20 protein-coding genes are annotated in these 18,221 nt (G+C 65.7%); 7 read left to right on the forward strand and 13 right to left on the reverse strand.

Going from position 1 to position 18,221, the window contains the following annotated elements; all coding sequences use genetic code 11:
- Window positions 1-2: 2 nt before the first annotated feature.
- Window positions 3-740 (forward strand): cupin domain-containing protein, encoded by a 738-nt coding sequence (locus tag ACLKOZ_RS00995; RefSeq protein ID WP_436472280.1) that lies wholly within the window; start codon window positions 3-5, stop codon window positions 738-740.
- Window positions 741-775: 35 nt separating this feature from the next.
- A complete protein-coding gene (locus tag ACLKOZ_RS01000) occupies window positions 776-1,798 on the forward strand; it encodes a LacI family DNA-binding transcriptional regulator (RefSeq protein WP_436472281.1) in 1,023 nt (340 codons plus the stop codon).
- A gap of 35 nt (window positions 1,799-1,833) precedes the next feature.
- Here ACLKOZ_RS01000 and ACLKOZ_RS01005 read toward each other — a convergent pair whose 3' ends face one another.
- From ACLKOZ_RS01005 to ACLKOZ_RS01015, 3 genes are all read right to left on the reverse strand, one after another.
- The gene (locus ACLKOZ_RS01005) at window positions 1,834-3,090 is read right to left on the reverse strand and encodes an MFS transporter (RefSeq protein WP_436472282.1); all 1,257 of its coding nucleotides are present in this window, start codon (window positions 3,088-3,090) and stop codon (window positions 1,834-1,836) included.
- Window positions 3,087-3,542 (reverse strand): MarR family winged helix-turn-helix transcriptional regulator, encoded by a 456-nt coding sequence (locus tag ACLKOZ_RS01010; RefSeq protein ID WP_436472283.1) that lies wholly within the window; start codon window positions 3,540-3,542, stop codon window positions 3,087-3,089. The genes ACLKOZ_RS01005 and ACLKOZ_RS01010 overlap by 4 nt, the downstream gene beginning before the upstream one ends.
- A 170-nt stretch (window positions 3,543-3,712) precedes the next feature.
- Window positions 3,713-4,108: a DUF1801 domain-containing protein gene (locus ACLKOZ_RS01015; protein WP_337350264.1), complete on the reverse strand. Its 396-nt coding sequence runs from the start codon at window positions 4,106-4,108 to the stop codon at window positions 3,713-3,715.
- A gap of 104 nt (window positions 4,109-4,212) precedes the next feature.
- Here ACLKOZ_RS01015 and ACLKOZ_RS01020 point away from each other — a divergent pair, with 104 nt between their 5' ends.
- Entirely contained in the window at window positions 4,213-4,557 is a 345-nt protein-coding gene (locus tag ACLKOZ_RS01020) for an iron chaperone (protein WP_436472284.1), read from the forward strand.
- Window positions 4,558-4,570: 13 nt separating this feature from the next.
- Here ACLKOZ_RS01020 and ACLKOZ_RS01025 read toward each other — a convergent pair whose 3' ends face one another.
- The 10 genes from ACLKOZ_RS01025 to ACLKOZ_RS01070 all read right to left on the reverse strand — a co-directional run bounded on the left by ACLKOZ_RS01025 (window position 4,571) and on the right by ACLKOZ_RS01070 (window position 15,375).
- Window positions 4,571-5,149 (reverse strand): dihydrofolate reductase family protein, encoded by a 579-nt coding sequence (locus ACLKOZ_RS01025; RefSeq protein WP_436472285.1) that lies wholly within the window; start codon window positions 5,147-5,149, stop codon window positions 4,571-4,573.
- A gap of 170 nt (window positions 5,150-5,319) precedes the next feature.
- Complete coding sequence (locus tag ACLKOZ_RS01030; protein WP_436472286.1) at window positions 5,320-6,408, reverse strand: DUF4862 family protein; 1,089 nt, start codon at window positions 6,406-6,408, stop codon at window positions 5,320-5,322.
- Window positions 6,409-6,434: 26 nt separating this feature from the next.
- Window positions 6,435-7,385, reverse strand: coding sequence for a sugar kinase (locus ACLKOZ_RS01035; RefSeq protein ID WP_436472287.1), 951 nt, complete (start codon window positions 7,383-7,385; stop codon window positions 6,435-6,437).
- The gene (locus tag ACLKOZ_RS01040) at window positions 7,382-8,068 is read right to left on the reverse strand and encodes a bifunctional 4-hydroxy-2-oxoglutarate aldolase/2-dehydro-3-deoxy-phosphogluconate aldolase (RefSeq protein WP_436472288.1); all 687 of its coding nucleotides are present in this window, start codon (window positions 8,066-8,068) and stop codon (window positions 7,382-7,384) included. Before ACLKOZ_RS01040 ends, ACLKOZ_RS01035 begins: the two co-directional genes overlap by 4 nt.
- An 80-nt stretch (window positions 8,069-8,148) precedes the next feature.
- Window positions 8,149-9,537 carry an MFS transporter gene (locus ACLKOZ_RS01045; protein ID WP_436472289.1) on the reverse strand — a complete coding sequence of 463 codons (1,389 nt, stop codon included), beginning with the start codon at window positions 9,535-9,537 and terminating at the stop codon, window positions 8,149-8,151.
- Between the two features lie 72 nt (window positions 9,538-9,609).
- Window positions 9,610-10,662, reverse strand: a complete 1,053-nt coding sequence (locus ACLKOZ_RS01050; protein ID WP_436472290.1) for an alcohol dehydrogenase catalytic domain-containing protein — start codon at window positions 10,660-10,662, stop codon at window positions 9,610-9,612.
- The gene (locus ACLKOZ_RS01055; RefSeq protein WP_436472291.1) at window positions 10,659-12,185 is read right to left on the reverse strand and encodes a mannitol dehydrogenase family protein; all 1,527 of its coding nucleotides are present in this window, start codon (window positions 12,183-12,185) and stop codon (window positions 10,659-10,661) included. Before ACLKOZ_RS01055 ends, ACLKOZ_RS01050 begins: the two co-directional genes overlap by 4 nt.
- Before the next feature lie 3 nt (window positions 12,186-12,188).
- Complete coding sequence (manD, locus tag ACLKOZ_RS01060; protein ID WP_436472292.1) at window positions 12,189-13,406, reverse strand: D-mannonate dehydratase ManD; 1,218 nt, start codon at window positions 13,404-13,406, stop codon at window positions 12,189-12,191.
- Window positions 13,403-14,383 carry a 2-hydroxyacid dehydrogenase gene (locus ACLKOZ_RS01065; protein ID WP_436472293.1) on the reverse strand — a complete coding sequence of 327 codons (981 nt, stop codon included), beginning with the start codon at window positions 14,381-14,383 and terminating at the stop codon, window positions 13,403-13,405. Before ACLKOZ_RS01065 ends, manD begins: the two co-directional genes overlap by 4 nt.
- 2 nt (window positions 14,384-14,385) lie before the next feature.
- Complete coding sequence (locus tag ACLKOZ_RS01070) at window positions 14,386-15,375, reverse strand: LacI family DNA-binding transcriptional regulator (protein ID WP_436472294.1); 990 nt, start codon at window positions 15,373-15,375, stop codon at window positions 14,386-14,388.
- Between the two features lie 201 nt (window positions 15,376-15,576).
- On the opposite strand from ACLKOZ_RS01070, the gene ACLKOZ_RS01075 reads away from it, so the two are divergent.
- From ACLKOZ_RS01075 to ACLKOZ_RS01090, 4 genes are all read left to right on the forward strand, one after another.
- Window positions 15,577-16,089: a mycothiol transferase gene (locus ACLKOZ_RS01075; RefSeq protein ID WP_436472295.1), complete on the forward strand. Its 513-nt coding sequence runs from the start codon at window positions 15,577-15,579 to the stop codon at window positions 16,087-16,089.
- A gap of 220 nt (window positions 16,090-16,309) precedes the next feature.
- Window positions 16,310-16,687, forward strand: a complete 378-nt coding sequence (locus tag ACLKOZ_RS01080; RefSeq protein WP_436472296.1) for a VOC family protein — start codon at window positions 16,310-16,312, stop codon at window positions 16,685-16,687.
- Between the two features lie 361 nt (window positions 16,688-17,048).
- Window positions 17,049-17,570, forward strand: coding sequence for a hypothetical protein (locus ACLKOZ_RS01085; RefSeq protein ID WP_436472297.1), 522 nt, complete (start codon window positions 17,049-17,051; stop codon window positions 17,568-17,570).
- A gap of 21 nt (window positions 17,571-17,591) precedes the next feature.
- Window positions 17,592-18,218, forward strand: coding sequence for a GmrSD restriction endonuclease domain-containing protein (locus ACLKOZ_RS01090; RefSeq protein ID WP_436472465.1), 627 nt, complete (start codon window positions 17,592-17,594; stop codon window positions 18,216-18,218).
- Window positions 18,219-18,221: the final 3 nt, after the last annotated feature.

Below are 18,221 nucleotides of genomic sequence, written 5' to 3' on the forward strand. Positions count from 1 at the left end.
ATATGGCAGCCACGACGTTCCCGGGAGCCACCGCCCTGTCCGAGGTCAGCATCTACGACTGGCCCGCAGCGGACGGTGCGGCCGGCGGCACCCCGCACCTGCATACGGCGTCCGCGGAAGCCTACATGGTGCAGCAGGGGCGGGGCCGGCTGGAGACGCTGGACTCCCGCGGGTTCACCTCCACGCCGCTGGAGCCGGGGGTGGTGCTGTGGTTCACGCCCGGCACCATCCACCGTGCCATCAACGATTCGGGCGACCTGCGCGTGCTGGTAGTGATGCAGAATGCGGGCCTGCCGGAGAACGGCGACGCCGTCATGACGTTCCCGCCCGCGCACCTGGCGGACGTGGATGCGTACCGGCGGGCAGCGGCACTGGTACCCAGTGATGCCGACGGCGGTGACCAGGACGCAGAAGCGGCCGCGCGCCGTCGTCGTGACCTGGCCCTGGAGGGGTACTTTGCCCTGAAGGATGTGGTGCTGGAATCCGGTCCCGGGGCGTTGGCCGGCTTCCATGCGGCGGCGGCCAGGCTGGTTAGTTTTCGGATCTCCGAGTGGCAGGACATGCTGGCCCAGGGCGCGGAACGGCAAGCGGCGGCGACGCGGGAACAGTTGCAGTCTCTGGAAATCGCCGAAAGTTTCTATCTGCAGGATGCGCGGACTACCATGGGGAAACGGAAAGCCCGCAGGATTTACGGCATGTGCGGCCGGATCCAGGCGTGGGGACTTTCCGAAAACTCGTAGGGCCGGGCCAGTGCTCCGGCGGGAAGGTGGGTTCCATGGTGACCAAGCAGGATACCGGGCGCGCGACGATCAGTGAGATTGCCCGGGAGGCCGGGGTCTCGGTCCCCACCGTTTCCAAAGTGCTGAACGGCCATGCCCACGTTGCCGCCGAAACGCGGGCGCGGGTGGAGGAGATCATCGCGCGGCGCGACTACGCCCGCCGCCCGGCCAAGCGGAGGCAGAAGGCCGGCCTGATCGACCTGGTGTTCCCTGGCTTGGGCTCGGAGTGGGCGCTGGAGATCATCGAGGGCGTGGAGCGCGTGGCGCAGGAGGCCGGTTACGGCACGGTGGTGAGCAGCCTGAACATGGACGGCTCGCGGATCCGGCCGTGGCTGGCGAACGTGGCCGAGCGGAAGTCGGACGGGCTGCTGATGGCCGTGTACCAGCTGGATGCCAAACAGATCCAGCGGATCAAGTCGCTGGGGATCCCAGTGGTGCTGATCGATCCGGTGGGCCAGCCCGGGCCGGACCTGATGACCGTGGGCGCGGCTAACTGGGACGGCGCGCACTCGGCCACCGAGCACCTGCTGCAGTTGGGGCACCGGCGGATCGGGATGATCGGCGGCCGCGAGGACCTGCAGTGCAGCAGCGCCCGCGAGGACGGTTATGTCTCGGCGCTGCGGCGGGCGGGGATCGCGGTTGATCCGGCGCTGATGGTCCCGGGCGACTTCTCCATCGAGGCCGGCGAGTCCGGGACCCGGAAGCTGCTGTCTTTGGACGACCGCCCCACCGCGATCTTCACCGGCAACGACGACCAAGCCATGGGCGCTTACCGCGCGGCCCGGACCGCCGGACTGCGGATTCCCGAGGACCTGTCCATCATCGGTTTTGACGACATCCCGGCGGCCGAGTGGATCGAGCCGGGCCTGACCACCATCCGACAGCCCGTGGTCCAGATGGCCGAGACCGCCATGCGCGCGTTGCTCCGGCACCTGGAGGGGGACGAGGAACTGCCGCAGCGGATCGAGCTGGGAACAGAGTTGGTGGTTCGAGGCTCGACGGCGCCCCCGCGGAAGTAGGGAGCCCCGCCCCGACCAGGACGCAATGGGTGAACTCAGGCCGAGGCGCGGCGCCCGGGAAACGCAGTCCGCACCTGCTGCCGGAATGTCTGCGGGCTGCGGCGGTTCACGGCGATGACCGCGAACAGGCCGGTCAGCAGCACGATCGCACCGGCTGCGGCCACTGACCAGCGGGCCCCGAATTCGGTGCCGATCCAGCCCAACAGTGGCGCCCCCACAGCAGTCCCGCCCTGCAGGATGGCGAGGTACAGGGCAAGTACGCGCCCGCGGAACTGGGGCTCTACCGTGAGCTGGATGGTGGTGTTGCAGCTGTTCAGGAAGGTAATGCAGGCCAGGCCCAGCGGTATGAGCACGGCGGCGTAGAGCCAGATCGACGGCGACGCGCTGGCCAGCAGCGAAAAGACGCCCACTCCCAGGGCCCCGCCCAGGAGGAAACGCAGCCGCGGGCCTGACCTGCGGGCGGCGAGCAGGGCGCCGGCGAGTGTCCCGACGGCCATGACGGAACCGAGAAGCCCGAATTCCCCGGGGCCTGCCCGGAATTCCACGGTAGCCATCAGGGCGTTGGTGATGGCGAAGTTCATGCCGAAGGCCCCAATGACACTGACCATGACGAGGATGAGCACAAGGTCCGGCCTCTGCCGGACGTACCCCAGGCCGTCCATTACCGGGTGCTTGCTGCGCGCTGCGGGGGTGGCCAGGGTCAATTCAGAGGTCCGGATCCGCAACAGCGAGATGATGACGCCGGCGAAGCTCACGGCGTTGAGCAGGAAGACCGGTCCCGTTCCCACCCAGGCGATGAGCACGCCGGCGATCGCAGGGCCGGTGAGCCGGGCGGTGTTGAAGGACGCGGAGTTCAGGGACACGGCATTGGTGACGTGTTCGCGCCCCACGAGTTCGGACACAAACGCCTGGCGGGCGGGTGCATCAATGGCGCTGGCGAGGCCGAGACAGAGCGCGGCCAGGTAGGCATGCCACAGTTGCGCGTTGCCCGTTACCACCAGGAGTCCGATGGCAAGCCCGCACAGGCCCATAGCCACCTGGGTCCACAGCAGGATCCTGCGCTTGAGGTACCGGTCCGCGAGGACGCCGCCGTAGGGGCCCAGAAGCAGGCTGGGCAGGAACTGCAGCGCCGTGGTGATGCCGACGGCGGTCCCGGAGTGGTCGGTGAGGACTGTCAGCACCAGCCAGTCCTGGGCGATCCGCTGCATCCAGGTGCCGACGTTGGAGACCAGCGCCCCGCCCGCCCAGATCCGGTAGTTACGGTTCTCCAGTGCCCGGAACATGGCGCTCATTTGGCGCTCATTTCCTGCATGATGTGTGCGGCCCGGCTCAGGACTCGGCGGTCCTCTTTGCTGAGCCCGGCGACGCGCTGGGCCAGCCATGCGGTCCGTTGGCTGCGGGCTTCGGCCAGGACGGTTTCGCCCGCCGGGGTGATGGCTACCTGGATCTGGCGGCCGTCCTCCGGATGCGGGGACCGTGACACGAACCCCTGTTCCGTGAGCGCATTGACGATCCGGGTCATCGACGGCGCCTGCACGTGTTCGCTTTCGGCGAGTTCGCGGAGGGTCTGGGATCCGGTGCGAAGGTGGGCGAGCACCGTGTACTGGCCCGGGGTAATGACATCGCCGGTTGCCTCGATGCGGAGCCGCCGGGACGTTCGCATGACGGCCGTGCGAAGGTCGATTGCCAGCATGTCCGGTTCAATGTTGTCCGCGGACTCGTGGTCCGTCGCTGTGGTGGTCATGGGTCCTCGCAGATAGTTAGCACTGCTAATTAGCTCTGCTAACCATTATGCTCCCGAGGGGTTGTCGGAGACAAGTAATGTCCGGCAACTCACAGTGTCTGGCCCATCATGTGCCGCCTCCCGCTGAGGTCCACAGCGGCAAGGTGTCCGGTCCACGTGGCGAAGCGCCCCTACTGCCCGCCTTTGATCTTCCGCCACCCGCCAGCGCGGTTGTTCGCGATGATCGCCCGGAACATCTCCACCAGCGCGTCCTCGTTCATCGGCTCGCCCTCGTGGTACGAAATCATGCGGCCGGTCTTGTTGCCATGGCCCGCGGTGATGATGTTGTGCGGGTCAGGGGTGATGCCGCCGTCGTACAGGAAGACGTTGACGTGATCTTTCGCCGCGAGCAGGGCAATAACGTTGCCCTGCAGGACAAAGTACGGCTGGACGGTCCGTTTGATGGTTTCCTGGACCTCGGGATCGGCGGCATGGACCAGGTCGCGGACCTTGCGGCAAATGTCCTGCTGCCATGCAGGGAGGGCGTCGATGTACTGGTCAACGCGGGGGTCTTTGACGTAATCCATAGCTTCAATTCACCCTTCGCTTGCCAGTTTCTGTGATTGAGCCTGTTTCGAAACTCTAGGCGCTCCCAGCCGCCAACAGAATGGGCAGGAATAGAATGGGCGCCATGGGCACCGTTGATGATTCCCTGGCCGATTTGCCCGAGCCTGAGCGCCTCTCCCTGCAACGCGTGATCGCCGTTGCCCGGACCCTTGTCCCGGAGGCCGAGGAAGGCATGAGCTACGGGATGCCTGCCTTGAAGCTGGATGGGCAGCCCCTCCTCGGCGTCGTCGCAGCGGCCAAGCACCTCTCCGTCTTTCCCTTTTCGCCCGCGGTGATTGACGCCGTCGCGGACCGCCTGGAGGGATACTCGCTGTCCAAGGGCACCATCCGCTTCACCACGGACCACCCGCTTCCCGACGACGTGCTCGAGGACATCGTCCGCCTCCGCCGGGCGGAGATCCAAAAGTAGGTCCGGGCTCCGGTCACACGGTCGCGTAGGTTGCAATCACGACGCCGGTGGTGGTCGTCACGCTGTTGGTGAGCCGGAGCCCTGACTCCGGTCCGTCCGGGAACAGTCGGCGGCCCGTCCCCAAAATCAGCGGATGGATGAGCAGCACGTATTCGTCTACGAGGCGCCTGCCCCGCAGCGACTGGATCAGTTCCCCGCTGCCCAGGATGGCGATGTCCGGCCCGGGCTGCTCCTTGAGCCTGGCCAGCGCATCCGCCGCATCACCCTGAAGCAGGGTGGAGTTCTGCCAGGGCAACGGCTCGGTCAGCGTGGTCGAGGCAACGTACTTTTGAATGTTGTCCAGGAGGTCGGTGAAGGGGTTGTCCGTCTGGCGGGGCCAGTAGCTGGCGAAGTCCTCGTACGTGCGCCGCCCCAGCACAAGCGCGCCGGTTTTCGCCATGCCCTCGCCCATGGCGCGTCCCATGACTTCGTCGTTGTAGGGCAGGGCCCAGCCACCGCGCTCGAACCCTCCCCGGGTATCCTCATCGAAGCGCCCGGGCGCCTGCATGACGCCGTCCAGGGACACGTTGTTGGTGACGCTCACTTTTCTCATGAAATTACTGCCGTCCACTGGATCGCTGCGGTTGGCTACGCCCTCCAGCTTTGCAGGGGATGGAGCGGCGGATTGACGCTCCATCCCCTGGGCCAAGGCAGGCGCAGAGAACTCAAATGTTGGCCTTCGCGCTATGGGGCGTCAATGGCTAAACGAAACTAATGCTGCGTTTAGCCTTTGACGGCGGCTCCGGCAAGACCTGCCTGGCCGTGCGAGGCCAGTTGCACCGCGGCCAGGGTCTGCGAGATGACGCTGACCCGCTGACTCACGCTGGCGTTCGGCGGTGCCGCCACTTTGATTGCGTGGAAGCCTGCTTCAGGCAGCGCGCCAGCGGCCTGCAGGCACTGTTTGATCCGGTCAGGGGTGAGCAGCGAGGCCGACTCCAGGAGTTTGTGGTCAGAGGAGCCGTTGGACCCCTCCGCGCCGGAACCGCCGGAACCCCCGGTACCGCCGGAACTGCCGGTACCGGGTGGGGCCGGCGGGACATGTACGTCGTCCCAGGCGTTGCCGAACCTCGTGTCCACGCTGGCGCATCCGGAAAACACGAGGCCGCGCAGGAGGCCACGGTCATGGAGGTACGTGATGTGTTCACGGGCGGCTTCGGGCCGTCGCTGCTCAATGACGGACCTGCCCCAGTTGATGACGATCCCCATGGGGTTCCCCGTGGCGTCATTGGCCCGTTGGACTGCTTCGGCCTCCGCTTCCAGGCCAAGGAACCCCTTGGCGGGGGCCCGACCCGGCATTAAGGCGTCGCAGTGCTCCAGGACGAGGTGGGCGCCGGCCGTGTCCCAGTCTGCCAGTTCGATGAGGGAGGCTTCGAGGGCAGAGACTGACGCGGCACCGTTGACGGCTACCGGTGCGGCGTGCAGTTCCATGGTGGCGACGGCGGGCCTGCCCAGTTGCTGGTTTAGCCGTGTCACGGCGTCCAGTGCTTCTTTGACGAACTCCAGTGCCGACCTTCTGCCGGACGCAGACGTCGAGGCAAGGCCGAAGCTCCTGTCGGCCTGCAGCCGTGCCATGGTCCCAGGGATCGTCGTCACCACAAACCGGGCATCATGGGGGAGCTGTCGCAGGAACCAGGCCTCGTCGTCCTTGTGCAGCTTCCCCGTGAAGGGAACCTCCAGTCCGGCCACACCGTCCAAGGCAAGGACTGCTGCCAGGAAGTTCCCTTCTGCAACGGGATCCCAACCGGCGAGGCTTGGCGCGGCGGCGTAGGCGCCCACGAAGCAGGGGGTCTGGTCCGGGCTTGTTGAAGTCATCATCGTCTCCATTGGTTTGGGCGCCCTCAGCGGCTTACGGGCTCGCGCGTCTGGAGAATCGAAAGTTCGTGCCGGCGAGGGAAGCCTTCCCAGTCTCCGGGGACAAGGCAGGCGAAGGCCCCGGTGGCTGCTGCGGTTTTGAGCCTGTCCTGGGGCCCGCGGCCGGTGACGAATTCGGCCAAGTATCCGGCGACAAAGGCGTCTCCGGCACCCACAGTGTCTACGGTGACAACGGTGACTGCCTCCTGGCGGAACAATGTGCCATTAATCAGGGCCAGTGCACCATCAGCGCCAAGCTTGATGACCGCCTGGCTTGGACCGAGCGCAGCGATTCGCCGGGCCAGCTCCTCTGGTTCGCCTGCGCCGACTGCTATCGCGGCCTCATCATCGCCTGCGAACACGATATCGGCGCGGGGGATGATGTCCTGGTAGACGCTTCGCGCTCCTTCGGCGGACCACAGATTGCCGCGGAAATTCAGGTCGAAGGAAACCGTCACGTTGTGGGCTCTCGCCGTGTCTACTGCGTACCGGAGGGTTGCCTCCGCCTGCGGGGAGAGTGCAGGGGTGATGCCGCTGACGTGCAGGAGGCCAGCTCCCGAAATCAGTTGTTCGTCGATGTCATCCGGAGTAATCCGGGATCCGGCACTGCCGGCGCGGTAGTAGCTGACGCGTTGGGTGGCGGGCGTCCGGCGTTCCTTGATCATCAGTCCGGTGGGGGCGGACGGGTCCACAGCGATCCGGACATCGACCCCTTCGGCGCGGATTTCCCGTTCCACCAGGTTCCCCAGTGAGTCAGCTCCCACGCGGCCGCACCAGATGGCCTGCACACCGAGCCGCTGGAGGCCGATGGCAACATTGGATTCTGACCCGCCGATCCCCAGGCTCAGGCTGGAGGCGTGGGCAAGGGGGCCGACCTGTTCAGAGGACATCAAGGCCATGGTTTCCCCAAATGTGAGGACGTAGGGCGGAGCGTTCACCGGGCTGTCCCGGCCTGGTTTGCGGTCTGGTCGATCAGGTCGCGGACGCGGCGGGCCCGGGCTGTGAGTTCCTGGAGGTCTCCGCCCTTGAAGGCGTCGCCCAGCAGCGGGCCGCCCAGGCTGACCGCGAGTGCTCCTGCCCGGATCCATGCGGGGACGTCGTCGATGTCTACGCCGCCTGAAGGAATGACCTGGATGTCAGGGAATGGTCCGCGCAACTGTGAGATGTACCCGGCACCAACGGTGGAGGCGGGAAATACCTTGACGGCGGTGGCGCCCAGTTTCCACCCGGCGTGGAGTTCGGTGGGCGTCAGGCCGCCAGGGTAGACGGCCACGCTGCGGCTGACGCAGGCGTTGATGACGTCAAGGTCCGTGATGGGGGTGACGATATAGGCCGCGCCCAGATCCAGCGCGGTTTCTGCTTCGGCTGCTGACGTGACTGTTCCGACGCCGATTTCCACCGCACCGCCGAATCTCTCCTGCAGGCGGGGCAGTTCGTCCCAGACCCCCGGGGTGCTCAGGGTCAGTTCGATGCTCAGTACCCCGCCGAGCTGCAAGGCCTCCATGACGGGAGCGTATTCGGAGGCGTGGGAAGCGCGGAGGACGGCGACGACGCGCGTGTCAGAGAGGATGGCGGACGGGGCCGGCCGAAAGAGGGTGCCTTGGTCATCGAGGCGCTGCATGGAGGGTCCTTTAGTGGTCAGGCGGGGAAATGGTGCTGCCCGACGGCGGCGAGTGCCGCCGTCGGGCAGTGAGAAACGGCCTACTTGGCGTGCTGCGCGGCAGTCATCTCTGTGGTGGCTTCGTTCCCCTGGACGGCATTGTTGCTCCACCGGGCATCTTCCGGGTCCGTGAGGTCGCGGTTGAGGGTTTCCGGTGTCATCCTCGTTGCGATGAAGCTGACGAGCATGACCAGGGACATGTAGATGGCCACCGGAATCCAGGAGTTGCTGAAGAGTGCGAGGAGTCCGGCGCAGATCATCGGGGCAATGCCGCCGCCGATGATTGAGGCGAATTCGCGGCCGAGTGTGACGCCGGCGTAGCGGTAGCGGCTGCCGAAGATTTCCGGGAAGTAGCTCATGTGCACGCCCACCACGCCTTGGCAGGCGAGCATGAAGCCGACAACCATCACCAGGATGATGGCCACGGGCGACCCCGTGGTGAGAAGCATGAACGCCGGTGCCGGGAAGAGAACCAGCGCTCCGGTGATGATCGAAACGACGCGCCGGCGGCCGATCTTGTCCGACAGGGTTCCGAAGGCCACCGCTGCTACACCACCGCAAAGGGCGCCGATCAGGAGTACTTGGGGAATGAACTTAGGGTCGGTTCCGACTACTGAGATCAGGTACGTCGCCATGAACACCTGGATGGTGTACGACTGGGCGCTGACGCCAAACGTCATCATCGTGACACGAAGGACGTTGGCCTTGCCGAACCTGGCTACTTCCTTCAGCGGTGCAGGCGGTTCTTCACGGGTCCGCTTGATTTCTTCGAAGACCGGGGACTCGTCCAGCTTGCGGCGGATGATCATCGCGGCGATGGTGACGAAGATGCTGGAGAGGAAGACGAGCCTCCAGCCCCAGGTCATCATGTCGTTGGGTGCCAGTGCCTGGGCGGCCATCCACACGAGTGCGCCGAGGGCGGTGCCCGCTGCAGCGCCGACCATGATCAGGGACGCCATCTTGCCCCTGGTCCCCAGACGGGCGGATTCGGTGAGCAGGGTGGCGCCGCCGGACTGTTCGGCACCGGCGCCGAAGCCTTGGCCGGCCCGGCACAGGACAAGGAGGATCGGTGCCCAGATGCCCACCTGTTCGTAGGTGGGCAACAGGCCGATCAGTAAGGTCGCGCCACCCATGATCAGCAAGGTAGTGACCAGGACCCACTTGCGGCCCAGGCGGTCTCCGAAGTGGGAGAAGAAGATTCCGCCGATGGGACGCGCCAGGAAGCCCACAGCAAACGTGCTGAAGCTTGCGATCATGGCCACGGCCGGGGTTTCGTTGGGGAAGAACAGTTTGCTGAACACAAGGGCAGCAGCTGTGCCGTAGATGACGAAGTCATACAGTTCCAGCGTGGTGCCGATCAGGCCGGCAAGGGCGGCCTTGCGGACCTTGCTTTGGTCCAGTTCCTGATGTGGGACGTGTGCTGTGGTCATTTCCATACTCCTTTGAATGGATGCTTCTCTATCCAGGGGTCCGCGCACCTTTGGCGCGTCGTCCCTGTGGTGTCAGTAGGTGATGAGGACTTTCAGGTTGGTGGGGTCGGTCACCGGGGCTGTGAGTGCGGTTGCGGCATCTTCGAGCGGGTAGGTGGCGGTGATGATGGCTGAAAGGTCCACCGCACCCGATGAGGCGAGTTTGATGGCTGTGGGAAACGCATTGGCGTAGCGGAAGGCGGTGACGAGGTCGATTTCGTAACGCTGGAGGAAGCCGAGCGGAATTCCGTCCGCGGTCGGCCGGGCCTGGCCCACCACCGTGGCGCGGGCGGCCGGGGCGAGCGTTTGGATGCCGGCAGCCAGTGCGTGCGTGTTGCCGGAGCACTCGATCAGGCGGTCCATGTTTTCCAGGTCCAAGGGAGCCGTGGCGGTGTTGATGGTACGGGTTGCCCCGAACTTGCCGGCAGCGGCGAGGCGGTCATCGTTCACGTCAGTCACCACGATCTGAGCTGCGCCCTTGGCGGCTGCGACTTGGGCTACCAGCAAACCGATGGGGCCCGCGCCGGTGATGAGCACCCGGTGCCCGGCCTGTACCTGGGCACGTTCCACTGCCCAGACGGCGACGGCGAGCGGCTCGATGGCGGCTCCGATTTCGGCGGGGACCGCGGCCGGCAATACGTGGACGGCAGCTTCTGGAACTACTACGTGCCGGGCAAAGAGCCCGTCGGTGGGCGGTGAGCCGAAGCAGGTTCCGGAGGGGCAGAGGTTGTACCGGCCGGAGAGGCAAGTGGCGCAGCTGCGGCAGGGGAGCGCCGGTTCGATGACGACGGCGGTGCCCGCGGCAATGCTGGCATCCTCACCTGCGGCGATAACCACTCCGGCACCTTCATGGCCGAGGACAGTGGGCTGAGTGAGGACGTTGGTGCCGTTGCGGCCGTCGGCGTAGTAGTGCATGTCCGAGCCGCAGATGCCGCCGGAGCGCATCTCCACCAGGACGTCGGTGGGGCCGAGGCGCCGCAGGGACTTGCGTTCGATGCGGATGTCCAGTGCGCCGTGCAGGACGGCGGCTTCGGTGGTGGTGGGAAGGTTGGTCCGGGCGCCAGGCACCAAGGTCTGGGTGGTCACAGTGTGCTCCGAGTGGTTTGGAGGGAAGAAGCGTGCGAGGGTGCGCCGGCCTCGGCAATCGCGCCCGCGGGACCGTGGGCGTGCAGAATGTCGATCAGTTCCCCGGTCCGTTTGATGAAGCTCGCCTGGCCGGCCAGTTCCTCACCGAGGAGGTGGTGTTCGGCGAGGACCCGTTCGGCCAGTTCCTGGCCGGAACGGGATTGGGCTGCCAAGGTGGAGAGCAGCCCACGGGCGGGGTCTTCCATGGCCGCGGCTTGGGGGCCCGGGTCAAACCCGTTGAGGGGGGCGATGCAAGTCAGGTATGCGGCGGTGGTGAGCGCCAGCAGTTGCGGCATGTGTCCGGCAGCGAGCAACTCCACTGCCGGAAGGGGGATGCGTTGGCGGAGTTTGACTGATCCGTCGGAGCCCACCTGGCTGGTCCGGTGGCCCAGCGCGGTGTTCCGCCAGCGGGAGAAGAGCTGCTCCTCATAAGCATCGACGTCCACTCCGGCCGGCACCGAGATGCTGGGGAGGTATTCGTTCCGCAGGACCGAGCGGGCGGCCAGTTCGATGTGGGTGTGCGCGACAGAGTCCGGGATAGTGGCAGCGCCTGAAAGGGCTCCGAGGTAGGCGATCAGCGAATGGGTGCCGTTGAGCAGCCGGACTTTGAGCTGTTCGTAGCCGGATACTTCGTCGGAGAACACGGCGCCGCCGGCCTCCCAGGCCGGGCGCCCGGCGATGAAGTTGTCTTCGACGATCCACATGGTGAACGGCTCGGCCGGCACGGGGATGCTATCCGTGTAACCGGTCTGAGCCGCAACGAGGCTGCGGTAGTGGTCGGTCGTGGCCGGCACGATCCGGTCCACCATGGAGGACGGAAAGCTGGTGCGGTGCTCGATGAAGTCCAGCGTTTCGGTGGCTTCGGCGGGGGAGAGCTGTGAGGCGAATTCCCGGACCAGCCTTTGGGTGTGGTGGCCATTGTCAGCAAGGTTGTCGCAGCTGAGGATAGTTACGGGATCTGCGTGGGTCCTGGCCCTCAGTTGGAGGCCGCGGACGATCTGTCCGATGGGCGTCCGGGGCGGGCCGGCATTTTCGAGATCGTGCCGGATGGCAGGGTCCTGCAGGTTCAGTGAACCGGTGGCCGGCGTGTAGTGGTAGCCGTTTTCAGTCACTGTCAGGGAGACAATGCGCGTCGCGGGGTCGCCGATGACCTGGACCACTCGGTTGGGGTTGTTGGCTGCCGTGAAGGCGTCCGTGTGGACCTGCGGAACCGAGAAGTTCGATCCAGCAGGTGAGATTTCCACCACCGTGTAGAGCATGTCCTGGGCGTGCATGGCTTCCGGGACTGCGGAGGAACGGCTGGAGACCCCGATGATGCCCCAGTCTCCGCCGTGTGCGGCGACGGCGGCGTCGGTGTAGACGGCCTGGTGGGCGCGGTGGAAGTTGCCGAGGCCAAGGTGGACTATGCCGGGGGCCGGGGCGGCTTGCCGTCGCAGGATTCCGGGCATGGCGGCGGAGAGCCGGGGAAGGTTTGGGGGAGTCATGGGCTACCAGTCCTTCATGGAGCCGTCGAGCTCGCGGGCGATGGGCAGGTAGGCCTGTTTGTAGGGGAAGCGGGCGGCCGCTGCTTCGTCCACGTGGACTCCGAGGCCGGGTTCTTCTCCGGGGTGGAGGTAGCCGTCCTCGAAGCGGTAGCTGGACTGGAAGACTTCGGAAACCATGGGGTCGTAGCCCATGTATTCCTGGATGGCGAAATTGGACGTGGCAAGCCCGAGGTGGAGCGATGCGGAGAGGTTGATCGGGGACACATCGGACGGGCCGTGCGGGGCGCCCTTGATCTGGTAGACCTCGGCCAATGCGAGGATTTTGCGGACGTGGGAGATACCTCCGGCGTGGACGACGGCGGTGCGGATGAAGTCGATGAGCCGTTCGGTGATGAGCAGCTCGCAGTCCCAGATGGTGTTGAAGACTTCGCCGATGGCCAGCGGGATGGTGGTTTGCTGGCGCAGGGTGCGGAGCAGCCGCTGGTTTTCGGCCGGGGTGACGTCTTCGAGCCAGAAGAGGTCCACGTCTTCCAGGGACCGGGCCAGGCGGGCGGCTTCGGTGGGGTTGAGGCGGTGGTGGACGTCGTGGAGCAGTTTCAGCTCGGGGCCCACATGCTCGCGGACCGCGGAGAGGATCTTGGGGGCATGGCGGAGGTACGCGGAGGTATCCCAGTCCTCTTCAACGGGTCCGGCGCCGCGGCCGGCGGGCTCGTAGCTGGCGGCGCCTTTGGTGACCCCGTAGACCTTGTCCAGGCCGGGGACGCCGGACTGGGCGCGGACCGCGCGGAAGCCCTGTTCGCGACGCTGGTCCACTGAGTCGAGGAGTTCGGGGAGGTCCCAGCCTGTGGCGTGGGTGTACGTGAGGATCTTGTCGCGGGCTGCGCCGCCGAGGAGCTGGTAGACGGGCACGTCCAGGGCTTTGCCCTTAATGTCCCAAAGGGCGAGGTCGATGGCGCCGATGGCGGCCATGGTCACTGGCCCGCGTCGCCAGTAGGCGCCACGGTAGAAGTACTGCCAGGTGTCCTCGATACGGTCGGCGTCGCGTCCGAGCAGTGCGGGGGCGAGGTGGTCCCGGAGGTAGCTGGCGACGGAAAGTTCGCGGCCGTTAAGGGTGGCGTCTCCCCAGCCGACGATGCCGTCGTCGGTGGTGATTTTCAGGGTGACGAAGTTGCGGCTGGGGCTGGTGACAAGGACGTCGACGTCGACGATTTTTCGGGTCATCGGGAAATCACTACATTCTTCAATGGTTCGTTCTTGGACAGCCGGGTGATGTTTTCGGCTATTTCGTGGGCGCGGCCACGAAAGGTTTCGGCGGTAACGCCGGAGGAGTGTGGGGTCATGATGATGTTGTCGAGCCTGCCGAAGGGGAGGGCGGAGGGTTCGGCCCGGCCATCCGTACCGGGATACTGGTACCAGACGTCGACGGCTGCCCCCGCGATCCTGCGGTCCTTGAGGGCTTCGTAGAGTGCTGCCTCGTCAAGGACAGGGCCGCGGGCAACGTTGACAATCTGACCAGTCGGGCCGAGATTGTCCAGCTCCTCGGCACCCACCAGCGCCGTCGTTTCGTCGCTGAGCGGGATGCTGACGAGGAGAATGTCGGATTCACTGAGCGCTTCGTTGAGGCGGTCGGTGGTCCCGGCCCAGCGCAAGCCATTTTCCTTCGGGTCCACGCTGCCGCTGCGGGTGATCGCGATGCCTTCAGCCCCGAAGGCCTTGAGAAGGTTCCAGGCGACGCTGCCGATGTGGCCAAATCCGAGGAAGGTGACAACCGCTCCGCGGAGGGTTTCCGGCTGCGGGATGTCCTGTGAATACACCGAGGAAGCCCAGATGCCGCTGCGGAGGGCGGCGTCCTGGCCGAGCAGGTTCCTGCGCAGTGCCACCAGGGCGGCCGCGATGTACTCGGCGATGGAGCCTTCATGGTGGAAGGTGTTGGCGCACACCGCACCGGCTGGCAAGGCATCCGCGTCGATGCCGTCGTAACCTGCTCCGGCGACATGCACCAGGCGAAGATTCGGGGCCTGTGCGCCCATTGCCTCGGTGAACTTGGGTCCCACGTAGACGTCGGCGTCCTTGAGGTCAGTCAGGACAGAGTGCTCATTCCAGCTGTCGTGCCAGGAGGTGACGGCGCCGGAGGGGAGCGCCGCCTCCAGGGTTGCCCGCTGGGGCATCAGGTTCGGGTCTGCAATGACGATTCGCATGATTATTTTCCTTGGAGGGCGTGGTCTGCGTTGCGCGCGGCGAAGGTGGAGCCGCGCACGATGAGCTGTGAACTGAGGTGGACGGCCTCGGTGGCAGAGGGCTTTCCGGAGATTTGCTCCAGGAGGAGTTCGAGGGCGAGGGAGCCGCTTCGGCCAATCGGGACGCGTACTGAGGTCAGGCCAGGTTCTGCTGCGGCGGCGATGTCGAGGTCATCGATGCCGACGACGCTGATGTCTTCAGGGCAGTGGCGCCCGAGGGTGCGGGCTCCGGCCAGCATGCCGATCGCCACGAGGTCGTTGTAGGCGATCACCGCAGTGGCGCCGCTGGCGACGACCGAGGCTGCGGCGGCCAGGCCGCCGTCGACCGTGGCATTCTGATTGCCCACCGTCACCAGTTCAATTCCCCAGTCGTCGCAGAAACGGCTGATGGCCGTCAGGCGCTGGCTGTTAGCCCACGACGACGCGGGGCCGGGAATGTAGGCGAGCTTGCGGTGGCCCAGCGCGTGAAGGTGTTCCACGGCCTGGCGGAGGCCTTCGCCGGCTTCCATCAGCACGCGGGCTGCGTGGTCGGCTTCACCGTTGATCACTACGAGCGGTGAGTTGCCGGCCAACTGATGAATCTGGTCCGAAGGCAAGCGGGGCGAGCAGAGGATGATGCCGTCAACGCCGGTGCTGAACGACCCGAGGTGGTCTCGTTCCCGGGTGGAGGATTCAGAGGTGTCGGCCAGCACCATCCGGTGACGGCCGTGCCAGGCCTGGTCCTGGATGGACTTGATGAGTGCCGCGAAGACAGCGTTGGAGATATCCGGAACGATGACACCGAAGGTCCTGCTGCCGGTGACGCCCGGCACGTCGTAGCCAAGCTGGACAGCAGCGTCCATCACCTTCTGCCGCGTCTCTGCCGCCAGCCGGCCCGGATCGCCAAAGGCCCGGGACGCTGTCGCAAGCGAGACGCCGGCGAGCTTTGCGACATCCGTGAGTTTGGCCGACATGGGGTCCTCCAGTTGCTTCGTTGAAACCTTGCTTCATCAGTATGGAAAGAGTTGTACAAGTTTGTCAAGCATTTTCCATGAGTGGCATCACAAGTACTGCCCGGCGTACAGCGGCCCAGTCATGAGCAGGTGCTCTATGCGACGCCACGCCTCCGTGCAAGCATGGGGTTCAGCCCAGAGAAGCGCACCGAGAGGGACCCGATGAAATCGAACGAACTCCTGCTGGACGCCTTTGGCCGGATCCGGGAAACTGTGGAAGCCGCGTTGGAAGGGCTCGACGACGCATCCCTGGTTCGGCGCCCGGCCGGTACCGGGAACTCCATCGCTTGGCTGATCTGGCACCTCAGCCGGGTGGAGGACGCACAAGTGGCGGAAGCCGCCGACGTCGAACAGGTGTGGACCGCGCAGGGCTTTGTGGCCCGCTTCGACCTGCCACTGCGCGCCCGTGACACCGGCTACGGCCATTCCTCCGAGCAGGTGGACGCCGTCAAGGCAAGCCCGAAACTGCTACTGGAGTACTACGACGCCGTCCACCGGCAGACCGCGGATTTCCTGAAGACCGTCGACGACGAGGCCTTGGACCGCGTCGTCGACACCCGCTGGGACCCGCCCGTGACCTTGGGAGTGCGGCTTGTCAGCACCATCGCCGACTGTCTCCAGCATGTGGGGCAGGCTGCGTACGCCAAGGGTTTGAAGCCCACGCAAGTGCAGTAGGGATCACCTATTTCCGTCGCCGCAATTCGGCTCCATAATGGCCACATGAACTTCGGGGACCCTCGCGCCGATCATGGCTGGCGTGGCGTTGCAGGGTCCCAGGTGGCCACCCCGGCTTTCGGCGGAACGGGCGGCCACGCGGCACCGGACAAGGATGTTCCGGGACCGAACCGGGGGAGAGCGGCGCCATCATCGGGAAAACGCACCAAAGGAAATCATCATGCTCAACAATTCAACGGTCATGGCTGTTCTTCCGGCGAAGGACATCAACAGGGCGAAGGATTTCTACCGGGACAAGCTGGGGATGGAACCCGCCGAAACGGTGGAGGACAGCCTTTTGTACCGCTGCGGCAACGGAACCAGCTTCCTCATTTACCAGACAGACAATGCCGGGACGGCCAAGAATACGCAGATGGGCTGGGACACGGACAACCTTGAACGCGAGATGGAGGAGCTGCGGGGCCGCGGCGTCACCTTCGAAGAATACGACCTGCCCGGTCTGAAGACGGAAAACGGCGTTGTCGACAACGAATGGGGAAAGGGCGCCTGGTTCCTGGACAGCGAGGGAAACATCCTCAGCCTTTCGCAGCGGACCTAGCAAGGAACGCACGACGCCGGCGCTCGGCGCCGCCTGCCCGCTCACCCCGGGTGGGCGGCGGGGCGTCGACGTGTCACTCTAGCGGTTGGCCGCGGTCAGCGCGCTGGGGTTCTGGCGGCACTCGGTGTTGCGCGTACCTCACCAGCCGGTATTTGCCCATCATCCAGCAATTGTTAAGTGCCGAATTTCCTCTGCGACAGGCACCATCAAGATCGGCTCAAGACTCAATCAACGTTGCCCGAGGATCGCCAAAGATTCGGTTTTGCCGGGTGTCTGAGAAATAGGCTCCTCACCAGCAGCAATATTGGCTTAAGCAAAGGGCCCGGCTATCCGCCGGGCCCTTCCTTAATTGGGGGAATTTTTGTCGAATTACGGCCCGCCCAGGAAACAACGCGCCTCCAGGTTCGTCGCAGGCACCAAGCGGAAGGTAGGGGTTGCCGCCGTCGCGGCCTCCTTTGCATTCATTGTTGGGTGTTCCGCCGGGTCGCCGGGGACCACAACGCAGGAGCCGCAGGCTGGTTGGAACGAAACTTCGGCGGCCACAGCCAAGGCGACTGAAGCCGCCAAGCCTTCGCCGCCGCCGTCGGGCGCCCCGCTGGATCCCGAGACGCCTTACCTCGTGGCGAATGGGGTCAGCGTCACGGCTCCGAAGACGCAGCCCGCCTTCGCCACGAAGGCGGTTGACCTGCTCGAGACCCTGCCGATCAAGGGCAGGGCACCGAAGACGGGATATGACCGTGCCCTGTTCGGCCAGGCCTGGGCGGACGTTGACCGGAACGGCTGCGACACCCGGAACGACACCCTTAAACGCGACCTGACGGGCATCTCCTTCACCAACAGCGTCCCGTGCAAGGTGCAGTCCGGAACGCTGGCAGACCCCTAAACGGGCACCAGCATCAGCTTCATCCGGGGAACTTCCACCAGCACTGCGGTCCAGATCGACCATGTTGTTGCCCTCAGCGACGCCTGGCAGAAGGGGGCGCAGCAGTTGAGCACGGAACAACGGACAGCCTTCGCCAACGATCCCCTGAACCTCCAGGCGACGGACGGCCCAACCAACATGAAAAAGGGCGACGGCGACGCGGCCACCTGGCTGCCGCCGAACAAAGGCTTCCGGTGCGAGTACGTTGCCCGGCAGATCTCGGTGAAGGCCACATACAGCCTGTGGGTGACCCAGGCGGAACGCGACGCGATGGCCAGGATCCTCGGCGACTGCTCCGGGCAGCTCGCACCGACCAACGAGCAGGCACCGGCCGCAGCGCCGGCTCCAGCACCCGCACCCGCACCAGCACCCCCACCCGCCGTTGCAGCTGCACCGGTGGCTCCCCCTCCCGCAGCGGTGGCACCAGCCCCCGCCCCTGTGGCTCCCGCCCCGGTTGTGCCGGCACCTGCTCCAGCGGCACCGGCCGCCGCCTACTACGCCAACTGCACGGCTGCCAAGGCAGCCGGGGCTGCGCCGCTCTTTGCCGGGCAGGCCGGCTACCGGCCCGCGCTTGACCGCGATTCAGACTGCGTAGCCTGCGAGAGCTAGCCA

The organism is Arthrobacter sp. R4 (assembly GCF_051365025.1).
Classification (GTDB): Bacteria; Actinomycetota; Actinomycetes; order Actinomycetales; family Micrococcaceae; genus Arthrobacter.

Bases quoted from the DNA above. Each gene is read 5' to 3' on its own strand.
- ACLKOZ_RS01010 (WP_436472283.1), bottom strand. From the start codon at position 3,542: ATGACCACCACAGCGACGGACCACGAGTCCGCGGACAACATTGAACCG.
- ACLKOZ_RS01025 (WP_436472285.1), bottom strand. From the start codon at position 5,149: ATGAGAAAAGTGAGCGTCACCAACAACGTGTCCCTGGACGGCGTCATG.
- ACLKOZ_RS01075 (WP_436472295.1), top strand. From the start codon at position 15,577: ATGAAATCGAACGAACTCCTGCTGGACGCCTTTGGCCGGATCCGGGAA.
- ACLKOZ_RS01045 (WP_436472289.1), bottom strand. From the start codon at position 9,537: ATGACCACAGCACACGTCCCACATCAGGAACTGGACCAAAGCAAGGTC.
- ACLKOZ_RS01020 (WP_436472284.1), top strand. From the start codon at position 4,213: ATGGGCACCGTTGATGATTCCCTGGCCGATTTGCCCGAGCCTGAGCGC.
- ACLKOZ_RS01005 (WP_436472282.1), bottom strand. From the start codon at position 3,090: ATGAGCGCCATGTTCCGGGCACTGGAGAACCGTAACTACCGGATCTGG.
- ACLKOZ_RS01040 (WP_436472288.1), bottom strand. From the start codon at position 8,068: ATGCAGCGCCTCGATGACCAAGGCACCCTCTTTCGGCCGGCCCCGTCC.
- manD (WP_436472292.1), bottom strand. From the start codon at position 13,406: ATGACCCGAAAAATCGTCGACGTCGACGTCCTTGTCACCAGCCCCAGC.
- ACLKOZ_RS01070 (WP_436472294.1), bottom strand. From the start codon at position 15,375: ATGTCGGCCAAACTCACGGATGTCGCAAAGCTCGCCGGCGTCTCGCTT.
- ACLKOZ_RS01000 (WP_436472281.1), top strand. From the start codon at position 776: ATGGTGACCAAGCAGGATACCGGGCGCGCGACGATCAGTGAGATTGCC.
- ACLKOZ_RS01065 (WP_436472293.1), bottom strand. From the start codon at position 14,383: ATGCGAATCGTCATTGCAGACCCGAACCTGATGCCCCAGCGGGCAACC.
- ACLKOZ_RS01030 (WP_436472286.1), bottom strand. From the start codon at position 6,408: ATGACTTCAACAAGCCCGGACCAGACCCCCTGCTTCGTGGGCGCCTAC.
- ACLKOZ_RS00995 (WP_436472280.1), top strand. From the start codon at position 3: ATGGCAGCCACGACGTTCCCGGGAGCCACCGCCCTGTCCGAGGTCAGC.
- ACLKOZ_RS01015 (WP_337350264.1), bottom strand. From the start codon at position 4,108: ATGGATTACGTCAAAGACCCCCGCGTTGACCAGTACATCGACGCCCTC.
- ACLKOZ_RS01080 (WP_436472296.1), top strand. From the start codon at position 16,310: ATGCTCAACAATTCAACGGTCATGGCTGTTCTTCCGGCGAAGGACATC.
- ACLKOZ_RS01055 (WP_436472291.1), bottom strand. From the start codon at position 12,185: ATGACTCCCCCAAACCTTCCCCGGCTCTCCGCCGCCATGCCCGGAATC.